14 protein-coding genes and 1 pseudogene are annotated in these 14,126 nt (G+C 40.1%); 12 read left to right on the top strand and 3 right to left on the bottom strand.

Features of this window, described 5'->3' with window-relative positions; all coding sequences use genetic code 11:
* Window positions 1-199: 199 nt before the first annotated feature.
* The 5 genes and pseudogenes from G3255_RS19960 (at window position 200) to G3255_RS19940 (ending at window position 5,931) form a co-directional block, all read left to right on the top strand.
* Window positions 200-1,159 (top strand): annotated as a pseudogene (locus G3255_RS19960) (IS30 family transposase).
* Between the two features lie 428 nt (window positions 1,160-1,587).
* On the top strand, window positions 1,588-2,442 hold the full coding sequence (locus G3255_RS19955) for a ParA family protein (protein WP_211656351.1): 855 nt from the start codon (window positions 1,588-1,590) through the stop codon (window positions 2,440-2,442).
* Window positions 2,435-2,785, top strand: a complete 351-nt coding sequence (locus G3255_RS19950; RefSeq protein WP_211656341.1) for a DUF5388 domain-containing protein — start codon at window positions 2,435-2,437, stop codon at window positions 2,783-2,785. The genes G3255_RS19955 and G3255_RS19950 overlap by 8 nt, the downstream gene beginning before the upstream one ends.
* A 596-nt stretch (window positions 2,786-3,381) precedes the next feature.
* Window positions 3,382-4,890, top strand: a complete 1,509-nt coding sequence (locus G3255_RS20360; protein ID WP_211656340.1) for a primase C-terminal domain-containing protein — start codon at window positions 3,382-3,384, stop codon at window positions 4,888-4,890.
* A 156-nt stretch (window positions 4,891-5,046) separates the two neighbouring features.
* A complete protein-coding gene (locus G3255_RS19940; RefSeq protein WP_211656339.1) occupies window positions 5,047-5,931 on the top strand; it encodes a site-specific integrase in 885 nt (294 codons plus the stop codon).
* A 33-nt stretch (window positions 5,932-5,964) separates the two neighbouring features.
* Here the strand turns inward: G3255_RS19940 and G3255_RS19935 are convergent, their stop codons facing one another.
* Complete coding sequence (locus tag G3255_RS19935) at window positions 5,965-6,528, bottom strand: GNAT family N-acetyltransferase (protein WP_211656338.1); 564 nt, start codon at window positions 6,526-6,528, stop codon at window positions 5,965-5,967.
* A gap of 63 nt (window positions 6,529-6,591) precedes the next feature.
* Window positions 6,592-7,233, bottom strand: coding sequence for a hypothetical protein (locus tag G3255_RS19930; RefSeq protein ID WP_211656337.1), 642 nt, complete (start codon window positions 7,231-7,233; stop codon window positions 6,592-6,594).
* Between the two features lie 235 nt (window positions 7,234-7,468).
* On the opposite strand from G3255_RS19930, the gene G3255_RS19925 reads away from it, so the two are divergent.
* The 7 genes from G3255_RS19925 to G3255_RS19895 all read left to right on the top strand — a co-directional run bounded on the left by G3255_RS19925 (window position 7,469) and on the right by G3255_RS19895 (window position 13,736).
* The gene (locus tag G3255_RS19925) at window positions 7,469-7,669 is read left to right on the top strand and encodes a helix-turn-helix domain-containing protein (RefSeq protein WP_341963460.1); all 201 of its coding nucleotides are present in this window, start codon (window positions 7,469-7,471) and stop codon (window positions 7,667-7,669) included.
* Between the two features lie 308 nt (window positions 7,670-7,977).
* On the top strand, window positions 7,978-8,871 hold the full coding sequence (locus tag G3255_RS19920) for a hypothetical protein (protein WP_211656335.1): 894 nt from the start codon (window positions 7,978-7,980) through the stop codon (window positions 8,869-8,871).
* A 236-nt stretch (window positions 8,872-9,107) separates the two neighbouring features.
* A complete protein-coding gene (locus G3255_RS19915) occupies window positions 9,108-9,731 on the top strand; it encodes a hypothetical protein (protein ID WP_211656334.1) in 624 nt (207 codons plus the stop codon).
* Window positions 9,732-9,871: 140 nt separating this feature from the next.
* Window positions 9,872-10,093 (top strand): hypothetical protein, encoded by a 222-nt coding sequence (locus G3255_RS19910; protein ID WP_211656333.1) that lies wholly within the window; start codon window positions 9,872-9,874, stop codon window positions 10,091-10,093.
* A 384-nt stretch (window positions 10,094-10,477) separates the two neighbouring features.
* Window positions 10,478-11,443 carry a replication-relaxation family protein gene (locus tag G3255_RS19905; protein WP_211656332.1) on the top strand — a complete coding sequence of 322 codons (966 nt, stop codon included), beginning with the start codon at window positions 10,478-10,480 and terminating at the stop codon, window positions 11,441-11,443.
* On the top strand, window positions 11,444-13,384 hold the full coding sequence (locus G3255_RS19900; RefSeq protein ID WP_211656331.1) for a hypothetical protein: 1,941 nt from the start codon (window positions 11,444-11,446) through the stop codon (window positions 13,382-13,384).
* A 112-nt stretch (window positions 13,385-13,496) separates the two neighbouring features.
* Complete coding sequence (locus tag G3255_RS19895) at window positions 13,497-13,736, top strand: hypothetical protein (RefSeq protein WP_211656330.1); 240 nt, start codon at window positions 13,497-13,499, stop codon at window positions 13,734-13,736.
* Window positions 13,737-13,783: 47 nt separating this feature from the next.
* Here G3255_RS19895 and G3255_RS19890 read toward each other — a convergent pair whose 3' ends face one another.
* On the bottom strand, window positions 13,784-14,107 hold the full coding sequence (locus tag G3255_RS19890) for a hypothetical protein (protein WP_211656329.1): 324 nt from the start codon (window positions 14,105-14,107) through the stop codon (window positions 13,784-13,786).
* Window positions 14,108-14,126: the final 19 nt, after the last annotated feature.

Genomic DNA, 14,126 nt, shown 5'->3' with positions numbered 1-14,126 from the left:
GTCTTCCAGTTAAACTTAACGCTTTCCACGACTTGTTGTCAACGAAGCCGGCTTTTGCCATTTTGATAAAATCTATCGAAAAGTATCTCTTATTCAACAAAACGCCGATTGTAAAATTAAGCTAGACAACTGAAAAAGCCATTCGTGGTACACTCTAAATGTATTTTCCGACCAAAGAAAAACATAGGAGTGATCACGAATGACCTACACCCATCTTACCACGGATGAACTGGTGATGATAGAAGCCTATTTCCACCTAAACACACCTGTGGCGTGGATTGCTGCGCGCCTGAATCGTTCCCGGCAGCCGATCTACAATGTCATCAATTTCTTGAAAGCAGGGCGTACAGCCCTGGACTTCTACACCCAATACAAGCAAAACAAGAAACGCTGCGGCCGACGAAAAATCGTCTTACCAAAGAAACAGGCGGCCTATATTCAAGAAAAGGTGGCTCAGGGCTGGACCCCAGATGTCATTGTCGGCCGTGCAGAAACGGCCATCGACTGTTCCGCACGCACGCTCTATCGCATGTTCAAAAATCGGGTCTTTGATGCAGCTACACTGCCGATGAAAGGAAAACGGAAACCCAATGGCCACCAAGAACGACGTGGAAAGCAGACGTTCAAACGGCACATCACCGAACGGGATGCTGATTATCCTTCTTTTCAAAAAGAGTTCGGGCATCTCGAAGGCGACACCATTGTGGGCGCCCGCCACAAAAGTGCCGTGATTACGCTGGTCGAACGGCTGACGAAAGTCATCATCGCCCTAAAGCCTAAAGGACGCAAGGCCTGCGACATTGAATCCGCACTGAACCACTGGTTTCAAGGGGTCCCGCGGAATCTGTTCAAGTCCATCACGTTTGATTGCGGAAAGGAATTCTCCAATTAAAAACCGTTGTGCAACCGGCACGACGTCTCCATTTACTTTGCGGATCCGGGTACCCCTTCTCAGCGCGCCTTGAATGAAAACTCTAATGGATTGCTTCGAAAAGATGGCCTGCCAAAAGAAATGGACTTCAACGAAGTGGATCAGCCGTTTATCACAACGGTCGCCGACAAGCGGAATAACATTCCACGAAAGTCATTGGATTACCAAACCCCTTTGGAAGCATTTATGAGTCAGCTGAATGGTATAGATCTGTCTAGCTTAAATTGACAAACGGAATAGTATAAAGAAAGAGATTGCTACACCTAAGATGACTCCTCTAGTAATTGAAATTCCCCCTTGTATTACATTCCTTTATTTAATTAATTTCCAAAAGTCACTATACGAATTTCTTCTTTTGTCTCTTATAAATAACTGGATGTGAAAGCCTTCTGTTACAAGTTATTTGCTCTTAATTGTTTTTTCTGAATTTGAAAGAAGGTGCATATATTATATTTTTAAAATACTTTAAATCTACAAATCTACAAATCTACAAGTAGATTTGTAGATAGTCTTACAAATAACTAAATATAGTGAATTCATTGTTGTATCATAGTTTTAATAATGTTAAATTTAATTTATCAGTTTTATTGATTAGTCTACAAATCTACATTTTGGTAAAACAATATTTTCTAAATTTAAGTATGGGAGGAAAAATGATGAACGATTCTTGCACAGTGGTTACATTCGGCAACTTCAAAGGTGGTACAGGGAAAACTACAAACAGCACTATGATTGCATATTGTTTAGCTAAAATGGGATATAAGGTTTTGCTAAGTGATCAAGATCCACAGGCAAATGCTACTAGTCTTTATCTACGGACCAAAACACATTTAGAAGATGAGATAACTAGTTTTGAAAAAACGTTAATGTCAGCAATACAAAGTGAAGATTTAAAAAGTATTATTACACCAATAAAAGAAAACTTATTTCTGCTTCCTAGTTTCAGCGACTTTGCATTGTATCCAAAGTTTTTAGAAAAAAAGTTTCCTTCTGAGGTTGATCGGGTACAATTCTTTTCATCATTGCTTCAACCGTTAAAGAAAGACTTTGATTTTATATTTATTGACGTCCCTCCTACTTTCTCTATAATTACTGATTCAGCATTATACGCTTCACAATATGTTGTCGTTGTTCTTCAAACACAAGAACGCAGTCTACAAGGCGCAGAAGCTTTTACACAATACCTTCAAACTCTAATAGATGATTATGATGCGGACTTAGATATTTTAGGCATCTTGCCAGTTTTATTAAAAAACCAAGCAGCCGTGGATACGTTAACCTTAGAAAATGCTAAAGAGATGTTTGGAGAGCACAACTTATTTAGAGGAATTGTAAAAAACATGGAAAGATTAAAACGTTTTGATATGACTGGAATTACTGAAGACGACATGCATGATCGGAATGTAATTTCAAATTATACAGTTATTGCAAACGAATTTTTGGAAAGGTTGCAAGCTGTCACAGATCCATCTGATTTTCCGCTCCCTAAGGAGGCGAATCTAGATGTCTGATTTGTTGAAACGAAAGCCAAAAAGAATTGAGAGAAGTCAAACGGTTGTTCCAAAAACCACATTCTCCTTAAAAGATCTTCCAGAACAGATTAAAGAAGAAGTCGTTGAAAAAAAGGTACCTAAAGTAAAATCTTCAACAGTTGAAAAAACAACTACGGTTCGAGTAAGCGTAGGAATGAAGAACAAGTTAAATGCTTTAGTTACTATGGGCATTGCAGATACGGTGGACCAATTAACTGATGTTCTATTTGACGAGTATGTAAATAATATTTTGTCAAAAGATGAAAAGAAGCAGCTGGAAATCATTTTAGATTTGTATAAAAGTAAAATGCATAACAAGTAGAGAGAAAATGTTACTTATTTTCTCTCTTTTTTAGTTGGATTCTATAGGGCCAGGAAAATCGTCTACAAGTAGATTTGTAGATTTGTAGATTTATCTACAAGTAGATTTGTAAATTTATATTAAATGAAAGAATAAAGAAAGTAGATTTGTAGATTCATCTACAAATCTACTTGTAGATTTAATAGTTTATTATCTAATCTACAAGTAGACTAATCTACAAATAGATTAGTCTACTTGTAGATTAGTTTATATTAAATTATTTTGAAGGCTAATATATAGGCGTTTAAAGAGAAATTTATGATTTTTATAATCTACAAATCTACAAATCTACAAGTAGATTTGTAGATTTTTCTCTTAAATTTTTAACTTTAAAATCTACAAATCTACAAGTAGATTTGTTAATTAGTAGATTAGTAGATTAGTAGACAGATAGATTAGTAGATTAGTAGATTAGTAGATTAGTAGATTAATCTACTAATCTACAGTAAAGAAATATGATGTAAATCCCTATTGTATAAGGGGTTTAGCTCTTCTATAATTTGGTACTAATTAAGTATTCTTATTTAGTTAGGAAGTAAGAAGGAGCTGGAAGAACAGTGAATACCACGAAAAACGTCGCTTTGAAGATTCTTCAAAATGGTATAGAGACATTTAAAATGATAGGTTCCTCTGCTGCACTTCCAGAACAAGTACTAGCTAAAAAAAGCTTTTTAACACGTAAAAGAGGAGCAATTGGTGTAGTACGCTCTAAAGAGGATCTCCAAACACCTGCAGGCGTCAAAGGTTATGTAGTGACATCTTTGGAGACCCTCTTAGAGGATATTCTTGGTCTTTCTCATTGGACTCCCAATGTATATAATTACTTAGGGTATTCCGATGATGAAAGAAAGCACCTAAAGGGACACGAAGAGCGGAATCTCCAACAAATTAACACCTTTGTTGTTGACATCGATACAAAAAAACAGCCGTACACCGAAATCCTCACTGCAGCCCTCGATCACAGCGTGGGTATCCCGACGATGATTCTGGAGACGCCGAAGGGCTTTCAGGTATATTTCGTGCTCGAGAAACCGCTCTTCATCAGCAATCAACACGACTACCGCGGCTTGAAAGTGGCCAAGCGGATTTCCGAAAACATCAAACGCAGCCTCGCCAAGGTCCTGCAGGGAGTAGATCTGTCCTGCAATGATTTTGGTTTTTTCCGTGTACCCAAACCAGACAATATCCGCTGGTTCTCAGAGGAGATGCTGTTTTCCCTGGGTTCCCTCATCGCTTGGTCCAAACGGCAAGACGACGACCAAGGGAGAGGGTTATTTGTCATAGAGACGAAACAACCTATGTTGGATCCGACACAATCTGAATGGTTCCAAGCCTTGATGGCTACGCGTCACGTAAAAGGCAGCTCCGGCCAGATTGGGCGTGACAACTTGATGTTCACCCTCGCGCTCGCTTGCTACAGCGCAGGGAAGGGGCTTCAGGAGACTTTGAACCTGCTGGATGAATACAACACAGCGCTATCGGTCCCGCTCCGGCACAGCGAGGTCCAGAAGATTGTGCGAAGTGCCTATAAAGGCAAATTCAAAGGGGCACACCAAACGTATATCCGCGAACTGTTGGACGAATGGCTCCCAGGACAAGACATCGCTATTTCCAATTATGTCGGGGGCTGGTGGAAGTTCAAGAAAGAGCGGAAGGATCGTGTACGCAGCCACTACACCGAATGGGAAGAAGACTTGCTGCTGTATATTCAAGCGGAAACCAGTGTGGCGCAGCCGATCAAGTGGACGACCCAAAAAGAGCTATGCGAAGCCGTCGGCATACCCCGCAGCACGTTTAACGAACTCATCCGCAACTCCAAGAAGGTGCTCATCAAACGAACAGGAAAAGGACGCAGCGCGCAGACCGGCTTAACCTCTGTCGCTGTGCTGCTTCAGTGTGCCCTGGCATTTAACCAAACACACCGAGCCACCTACTATAAAGCTGTTGCTCTGCTCCAAACGACTGTTGAAAACCGATTGGCCCTGCGTGAACTGGAAGACCAACTGGAGATGCTGACGCCGCAACCAAACGCGCTGTTAAATGGAAAAAAATTCAATTCTTCTTAATAGTCCAGTCTGCCAATACATATCTGTATACGTGGTCGTTTTTCAGGATTATCTTTTTTAGCTAGATGGATATATTTATTAGGAATGGGGCTTTCTGAAGTTGGGGAGTTTTGTTCGACCTGTTAAACTGAATGAAATGGAAGGTAGGTGTAGGCTATGTTGCAGGGATATGAAGAGTATCGGATTGAGAAGGGGATCTCTTCTGAGACCTTGGGAATTGAGCTGGAGTTGATCAAGACGTTTCTTCAGTTTGTGAATCAGCGGTATGACAAGTTGGTGGAGTCACATGAACTTAGACCTGCAGATGTTCGGGCTTTCTTGGATCAGGAGAAAGCTAAAGGCTTAAAGGCCAGTACGCTTCGGCGGAAACTATCGCATCTCCGCCAGTATTTCCATTACCTTTGGAAAATAGGCAAGCTGCCGGTGGATTTTATGCCGAAATTTGAATATGAGCTCGTATTGGAGAAGTCGAATGCGACGTTGGTGTATCAGGAGTTTGTGGATGAAAAGGAGCGGGTTCTTCAAGACTCAGGTTTGTCGTTGAATGCAAAATTGTATTTCTTGTTTGCGATGGCGGGTTTCCGCATGAAGGAGATCGAGCGTTTGCGTGTTCGGCATTTCCATGAGGTAGGGGATCGGACAGAGATGAACTTTGTCACTTCACAGGATGTGTTTTGGCAGCTGGATTTTGTGAATGAACTGGAAAGGTCTTTACTTGTTCAGGCCCAGGAGCGGGCGGTCTTTCGGGAGCATGATTACCTGATCTCTTCGAACAATAAATATGGTGCGGATTATGTTCGAAACAACATGAAAGAGATTTATCATCGCTTATCCGTGGTGTTGCCGAAACCATTCAAGACGGATGAGGTCCGGATGGCGTATATTTACCACCTCTACAAGGTCGAGGAGAAGCCGTTTGATGAAATGGTGGAGTTGTTAGGGGTAACGCCCGAATCGCTCACATCGACTTTAAAACTCGTTTTCGAGCGTTATAAAGGCCAGGGAGAACAGAAGGCTGGAAAAGCACAACCCATCGATTAAACCTGTAGCAAGCACTAGTGAAGTGCTTGCTTTTTATATAGACATCATCTCGTAAGGAACACGTCTCGCTTGATGGTAATCGACGCGGATCATGGCCATGAGAATGTTATCTGAGTATTGATGATTTAAGTAAACGAATTGTCTTAACACACCTTCTTGCTTGAAGCCTGTTTGGGCAAATAGGTGAATTCCCTGGGAGTTATGAGACAGGACTTCGACTTCTAAGCGGTTCAGTTTTAACTCTTTAAAGACGAAATCTTGTACGAGCGTCACCACTTCCGTGCCATAGCCCTTGTTTTGGTAGTTTTTATCATGCAGCGTAAGGCGAAATCGCGCTTTTTTACTTTCTAGATCGATCGCAAAGAGGGTTAAGTCCCTAATGAGTTGATTACTTTCGGTTACACAAATCGAAAAATCCTCACGTGTCACATCCTTCCTTAACTGTTTGTACCGTTTGGTCATTTCTTTCAGTGTGTAGGATTCTTTTGTATGTGTCAGATAACGCAGTTCTTCATCCTCATGTGCTTGATGAATCTGTGGCATATCGCCCTGGTGAATCTGTCGTAGATAGATCTTAGTTCCTTTTAACTCCATCATTATTGTCCTTTCTGTAGGAAAACCCGCTGTCAGTAACATCTAACAGCGGGCTTTATTATTCTTTTAGAGGGTGAGATAAGTTTTTTTCTTCTTAATTCGGCAGCATTCTTTCAGATCTGTCTCGGTGATCTTGTACTTTTGGAGAATGGATTGCATGGATTGTTTTCCCTCTCTTGAGGAAATGTCGTATAGGTAAGTATATAGCGGGTAAACCGTATTGCTATGAAACTGACCTTGGCGGAGATGCATGATGGTTGGGGTCAATTGGAGTCCTTCTTGATCAAAAAATTGGACAATCTCCTCAAGTAGGACTTCTCCATACTTCGTTAAGTAATTCGTTCGAAAGGTTTTCATAAAAGCAGCTGTATCTTTTTCCATTTCCAGTAATTCATCTTTTCCCATGGAAAAGAATTCAGTGAGGGCATCTTTAAACAGATAATTGCCTGCTTCATTGCCTAATTGATGTAACTCTTTTTCAATTTTAAGTAACCGTTCGGTAGGGGAAGGTTTTAGCCATTTGAATTCTTCGAATTCCTCTCGACTGGAAGAAAGCGGCATATCAAGTCCAAAAGCCTCCTGAAGCATGAGGCTGGCCTGGCGGCGTACTTCTCTTCTTTCTTTTGGGCTTATCCCTTTTTGTTTACTTGCTGAAATCATCTCAGCACTCTTGGTTAGAATATCAACGTCTTTTGAACTTAATGGCATCCTTTTCTCCCCTTATATGTTTAACTGTTTCTTTCTCATTTTTCATATCCATTCTATTTGCCTAATGTTGAATGAACATGCAGTGCCAAACAGATGGGCGAAAAAGGAAGAGAGAAATCATTAAAAATATATCACGTTTATTTCAGAACGTCACTTATAGTCTGTAGTCTTATAGTATGCAAGTGACTACGCTTTTTCTATGGACAACTTACAACTTCGACAGGCTTTTGGCCGTGTGATCAAACGTATTCGATTGGAAAAGGGAATTTCTCAGGAGCGGCTGGCTGAATTGGTGGAGCTGCACCGAACGTATATCAGTGACATTGAAAGAGGAGGCCGAAACGTATCGCTCGTAAACATCTACCGAATCGCGGAAGGGCTGGAGGTTCGAGTATTTGAAATTTTTCAGGAGTTGGAGAAAGAATTGACTAAATAGTTTTCTATAGTGCGTCAGTTCAAGCTTTTATTCACATTACATTACCTAATTTATTTTTGAAATACCTTGCCGACACCAACTATTTATGCTATTTTTTAACTAATCTATTATGAATGACCCAGCTAGAGAATCTATTTTCCGAAATGCAAACCGCGTATAAACAACAACATACACAGAGCAACAGGAGCACCCTGATCTGACCCAAGACTTTATCTTCTGACAAGATAAAGCTGGTTAAGATTGGGGTGCTTTTTTTGAGGTTTTTCATACATAGAGATCATAATCAAATGAGTGGGGGCGTTACACAGATGGTAGAAAAAACGACATTCAGTATAGAGGAGATGGAGGAAACGTTTTACAATGACCCTGTCTATGAAAAAATCAATTCGATGGGGTTAACATCAACATTACTCGAGACTCTTTCGCGATTTGAATCCATGGAATTGTCTAAAACGTATTCCACAAAAGAAGCAGCAACTTTTCTACATGCGAAAGAACATCGATTGATTAATACATTGAATAGAGAACTGCTATTTCCCTACTTTCAAGTGAAAAGAAAAGGGAGTGCAAATCGGTACGTATACGACTGGCAGGTTATTTGGCGGTTCAAGATGGTTTTTATCTTGATGGACGAAGGAGGGCTGAAGTTGGTAGATATTGAAGACCTTCTCCATTCTTTTGGTGTCATTAAGAAAGAAAGCGAGTCGGTTATCGGAAATTCAACTAACTCTTTGAAAGAAGGGCAAAAAGTTGAAGTGATTATTGTTTCTGAAACCCTTGATTCGCTGAAACAAGAAATTGCCATGGTCAAACGTTCTTTTCAGGAAGAGATTGAAGAGATCAAAAATTCGATAGTGGAGAAAGAAAGTGCTACAGTCGCTTCAGTGAAAGAAGTACTGATTCAAGAACATAAGCACCAATGTGATTTTTTAGAGAAACTGGAAAGTCAATTAAAAAAAGGATTCACAGTATCTAAAGGAAGGAGACATTTATTCAGTTGGGGGAGATGGAGGAAAGAGGATTCGGCTGAGAAAATGGTAGAAAATCTGTTTACTGAGATGAAAAATAATAAAAGTTTTATAAAAGAGAAAATTAAATCATTGGAAAACAAACAAAATGATTCTTTATTATATATTAATAGGCACCAACTGTTACAAAAACAAAGGGCAGAAATTAGGGAGACGGCGAAACAACCTAATTAAAATCGCTAAAGATTTTTCCATGATTCCCTTTTGTAAAAAGAGTTATTATGAAAAAAAGAATAGAATTAAACAAAATTCTAAATAATTTTGACACTCTTTTTTTATCTTGGGTCATAATCCATTATACAAATTAAATTTAACCTAAAGAGAGCACCTCTTCATTTCGCAGACTTGCGTAGTCTGTGATGGAGAGGTGTTCCCTTTTTTTGTTAGAGATAGTAAACGGGGGATCAAGATTGAGACATAAAAACACTACAGAATACATTCAGCTATATAAACCCTTTAGCAATTTCAATAGTTTGGAGGAATTCAATAACCATATAGAACAGTTTTTAGCTGTACATAAATCAGACTTCACGCAATCCGAATTCATCGCCTTTCGAAGATTGACGAAGTATTGCGCCAAAGCCTATGGAGTTGCGACAGCCTCAATTGGCACCATTCTAAGAGCCATTGAGAAAATGGACTGTGCAGGAGGCATTAGCAAAAGCACGTTTCATCGCATGAGACGCAAGGCGATCAAGAATGGCATTCTCAAAGTCATTGAACGGAAACAACGCGGAGGGAATAATTCAACAAATATTTGGATTTTTCAACAGTATGACGAAAAGAACGTGAAAATTGGCACCCCCGCTTCACCCGAGAAAAAGAGCAAATGTGAGACTGAAGCTAGAGCTATCAAGGGTGAGGGAATTAAAGGACAAAATAAACAATTGGCACCCTATAAAGCTAATAACCATATTAAAACTACTAATATTAATAAACGTAAAGCGAACCGTTCTTCAAACAGCATTTCAAAAAAACTAAGAAAATCTCAAAAACAAAATCAAATGTTCCAGAAGCCATGCGCGCTATCTTAGCTGCTTTTTTTGACGATGCCAAATACATCGGTGAATTTTGGCGAATGACACAATATTACGTACGCAAGATGAATCCTGTCATCACTGATGCGTCACTCCTCACGCTAGCGGTCTCTTCGTTTACATCGGTTAAACGGTACATGAAAGACGGAACGGCCAAGAAACCCATCGCTATCTACTGTTCTATCTTTCAAGCGAACCTACAAAAGTATATTGCTGAGAACGATGAGTCCGTTTGTCTAGCCGCTTCAGATGGAGCAGAGGACGTGAGTTTTGATGCGCTCAAGAAAAAGCTCGAAGCACGAATACAAGAAAATGATCAACAACTAAAGCTACAAGAAATGGGAATGAATACTTCCTGAAAGTTCGATAACAACTGGGAGATTTTGTGAAATAACGAGTAATACGTTAAGTGAGAACTTTTTCAAACGGTAACAGGTTTTCACTAGCTACCTTTGAAAAGTGAATAGACACAGCTGTTTCCTATAGTCGTTTTATGCGGCCAAAACTCTTTGGAAAAGAGACATATGTGTGGGAACACAAACCAACTAGGGGTGTGTAAGAGGCTGCGTAAGCGATATGTGTGGGGAAATGCAGTTAAACGCAAAGGAGGTAAGGGTCAAAGAAGAATATTAGCCGAGCACTTACTTAGTTTAAAAAGCTTTTAAGAAGTCGTTTTTATACTGCGGCGTTCCGTTTAGTTTACGAAATCAAATCAATCCACAAGATAGAGGAGTGAGAAGTTTATGGAGAAAAGTCGATTGAAAATCCAGACGAAAAATGAGGAGGTGATCTGGCTAAGGGCAGAAGAAGTTGAGATGTTAGAGCAGGTTTGGACCCACCGGACAATGCAGGCCAAGTCGATTCATGCCATCTATCAAGCCACTTCACATACACTGCGAAATTCAAACGCCATCAGCAATCGATTGACTCGATTAGTAGAGCTAGAGTTCTTAATTCGCTTTACCAAGGATGTCAGTGTGACGAGAGCCCGAGTGCCGCGATATTATTACCGGCTTGGGAAGAAAGGTCTTTGGCTATTGGCTGAACAGAAAAGACTGGTCTTAAATAATCGGACGCGTAAAGATTATCACTTATTTAAAAATAGTCCAATCCCCTCTAAACACACCGATGCAATGTCCATTTTAGCGAATCAAATATACTTGAGTTGCTGGAATGAAATACCTGGCCTGACGCATCGTAAAGGCGTTGCCGGCAAACTCATTTCTTCAACTAGGGATAAAAAGTTAATTCGGGAAAACGGAGTGGAACCTGACTGGATTTTTCAAGTGGATAACCGTCTTTTATGTATTGAACTGGATACAGGTTCTCAAGAGCATGTCGCTATCAGAAAGAAATTCGGTAGATATTACAGGCTTCAAAAGGTATTACAGAAAGAGGGGTATCAACTCGCCATCCTATTTGCTGTTCCAGATGACAGCATCGATGTGGTCCAAAAGAATAAACGGAAGGATCGGAGCGTTCGAGTCGAAGGACTTAATCAACTCTATGTAGACTATATAACGACTCCCGTTCCCTTTCTGCAAGGAAAAGTTGAATATCGAGAATTGAAAAAGGTTTATGCCCTTCCTACCCGAGAAGCTGTTTCATTCGCTCACCAACTACTGAAATTACCTGAATGGACAGATGATTTGTTGCTAAATGACCTCAAATCCATCAGTGAAACCCAAACCAAAGGAGAGGAACGATAAGTGAACCCCCAATTACAACCACATAAATTTCAACTAATGGGACGTCGAAGTATCACGATTAAAGTAAGTGAGTTCGTTATGCTGAAGCATTTTCTAGCCCATGGAATCATAAAAAGCAATATGGTACATGATTTGTATCGTCACTTTGCTCACCGGACCGTGAGTTCTTCTGTCATAAGTAACCGGTTGAGCAAAATGTTGGAGGCAGAAATACTGGGAAGGATTGAGGTTCCTTACACGTATAATGAAAAGGTTTTGTATCAATACTTTTATTTCGTAAAAGAGCGGGCCTTGACTCATCTTCATTCATTTAATCGGATTTCAGATGACGAGTTTCGGAGAGGTATGGACATTCAAGTGAATCCTCAGCTGCCAAATCCTAAAAGTCAGACGATGTCCCAGATGGTACATGATCTGTTTTTAGCGGTTGAGGAAGTGGATGAAATGGATCTTTTTTATACTCACTCCGAAGTGCATCCCATTTTCCAGAAAGATTACCGATATAAAGCGCCTTTAAGGAAGATGGAGCTTTGGCCAGAATGGATCTTAGAAACAGATTTAATGGTTGTCTGTCTAATTTCCGTTAATTCGAAGTTGTACAATCATTGGGGACTGGTTTTTCAAACCGACTTTGTTAAAATTGTCGAGGAAGTGAAGCAGCAAGGGAAGGAGTTTATCCTATTCTTTTCTGTCTATGATGGAAGTGATAAAGAAATCGTCTTGAGACAGGACAAGGCTGTATATAAAAGCCTTATAGATATGCTAGAAAAGTTACCCGCTCCCCGTACCTGGTTCCCTCATTTCGATGTATATGTACTGCCATTGAATCAAACGGTTCAGAAGTTGAATGCATTGTTTCATTTCGAAAATCTTATTGGGAAATCCCCTGACTCCATCCATTCTCTCCAGCATGTTTTTAAACACCTGAATTACAGTAAACTACGATATGATTTCTTAGGCGAACAGCAAGAGGACGACAAAGTCGTTATCCATGAACGTCATCAGTTTGAGATTGACGGAGAGAAACGATTGATTTGGATGTACTATGCGAATACGGGGTCCGCAGAAGCGTTCTTTCACATCAGGCAGCTGAACGACTATTTTTCTCATCAAAAAAGATTGAAGCTGCAAGAAGGGGTCGAAAAGCCTGATGAGTTGTGGATTATCTATGAGACGGAAGAAAAAGCAAAAAAAGAAGGGATTTTTTTGAAAAACTCAAGTGATGTATGGTTAACGAGCTTAGAAGCCTGGTGCGAAATCTCCCTTCATAATTATAGATTTCCTGCCATGTACCGTATGGCCGATTGGAGTTATTACCGTCGAAGAAGGACTATGTACTTGAAAGAGGAAATGGAGTGGAAAGAAGATTTTTCTCACTTGTATATGCCTGCAGTAGATTGGAAAGATGATTTCTTCTTTGAAGAAGAGTTTCTCAGTACACTGAGAAATCAGTTGAATCAAAAAAGTAACGAAGGTCTTCGGTGGATATGGAGACCCAGAATCCAAGAAAACGCTTTATTGGCAGATGCATTGGGTGAAATTCGCTTAGGAAACCATAGGCAGCTGATTTTTATTATCCAGGAATGTTCAGTCGAGGATGTAATTGAGCACACCCTAGAACTCATGAGGAATTGGAGCATAAATCCGAAGCGGTTCGATTTTTTAGGCGTTGATAGTGGTTCCACTACGAAAGAGCCGCTCCTCGTTCTTCGGTTAGAGAACTCGATAAAAGTTAACGAATTGCTAAACCGTATATCGTTCTACTCCTCGACAATGCCCTTATTGATTGATGCGCCGACAGAACTCCACTTTGATCCGATAGGGAATCCAACTATTCCTTTTCTTTACTGGTCACAAGGTGGAAAAATAGAAAAATGGAAAAAGGAGCAATTGGCAGATTTGATTCTGTATAAAATGGCTGTAAACGAGAAAAGCAAATAGAATCTGCCATCTTTATTTTTATACGCGACAGGAGTTTTTAAAGGGAGAATCAAGTAGGTTGTCGGGTATACTAAAGGTATAGAAGAACTTGGAGTAAAGGAGTGATGAAGAGGTGAGCCAAGAAGTGAAAGACATTAGGGAGCAACTAACCCGTGATCTAGAGAAAAGTCTGATTTACTTTGCCAATCGGCAGAATAAAATGCTCAGCGCTGCGGCGGCTACTGCCATCGCAAAGCGGGTGATGGAGAAGATAGATTTGGATAACGCTGCATTTCAGCATAAAGGCACTTCCTGGCTTGCGGGTCTCATCATTGATAATTTCCCCGTTCCCACGGCTGAAGTGAAGCCTTGATAGAATAGGAAAAGTTAGACTGAAAAACCGAAACGTCGATTGTTACTTTATGAATCGACGTTTCGGTTTTTAATTCGTTCTTTTGCCAATGAATAGAGTTCTGCCAGTCTGTCTTCATCTTTAACTTTAGCTAACAGAATCCAAATGTTTTTAGACACGTCGTCTGCTCGATCAGTATCCAACTGATATTTTTCAAGTACTAGTTTTCTGATTTCCTCTCTTGATAACGTAAGAGGTTTATTATTTTGCACAGTCTCGGTAAAAAAGTGTAAAACGTATTGAGCAGTTTTCTGTCTATAAGTAGTTCCTCGGGAACGCATTTCGCTTTCCTCTACTATCGCTAAATCCAGCGCCTTTTTTTCGTACTTCATCTGTAACCATCCTCCTCTA

The organism is Planococcus sp. MSAK28401 (assembly GCF_018283455.1).
Classification (GTDB): domain Bacteria; phylum Bacillota; class Bacilli; order Bacillales_A; family Planococcaceae; genus Planococcus; species Planococcus alpniumensis.
The sequence above is the reverse complement of the archived record's forward strand: the minus strand, read 5'-3'. Positions and strand labels throughout refer to the sequence as shown.

Excerpts from the sequence above, each read along its gene's own strand:
- G3255_RS19955 (WP_211656351.1), top strand. The coding sequence starts at position 1,588 with ATGAACGATTCTTGCACAGTGGTTACATTCGGCAACTTCAAAGGTGGT.
- G3255_RS19950 (WP_211656341.1), top strand. The coding sequence starts at position 2,435 with ATGTCTGATTTGTTGAAACGAAAGCCAAAAAGAATTGAGAGAAGTCAA.
- G3255_RS19940 (WP_211656339.1), top strand. The coding sequence starts at position 5,047 with ATGTTGCAGGGATATGAAGAGTATCGGATTGAGAAGGGGATCTCTTCT.
- G3255_RS19935 (WP_211656338.1), bottom strand. The coding sequence starts at position 6,528 with ATGATGGAGTTAAAAGGAACTAAGATCTATCTACGACAGATTCACCAG.
- G3255_RS19930 (WP_211656337.1), bottom strand. The coding sequence starts at position 7,233 with ATGCCATTAAGTTCAAAAGACGTTGATATTCTAACCAAGAGTGCTGAG.
- G3255_RS19920 (WP_211656335.1), top strand. The coding sequence starts at position 7,978 with ATGGTAGAAAAAACGACATTCAGTATAGAGGAGATGGAGGAAACGTTT.
- G3255_RS19910 (WP_211656333.1), top strand. The coding sequence starts at position 9,872 with ATGAAAGACGGAACGGCCAAGAAACCCATCGCTATCTACTGTTCTATC.
- G3255_RS19905 (WP_211656332.1), top strand. The coding sequence starts at position 10,478 with ATGGAGAAAAGTCGATTGAAAATCCAGACGAAAAATGAGGAGGTGATC.
- G3255_RS19890 (WP_211656329.1), bottom strand. The coding sequence starts at position 14,107 with ATGAAGTACGAAAAAAAGGCGCTGGATTTAGCGATAGTAGAGGAAAGC.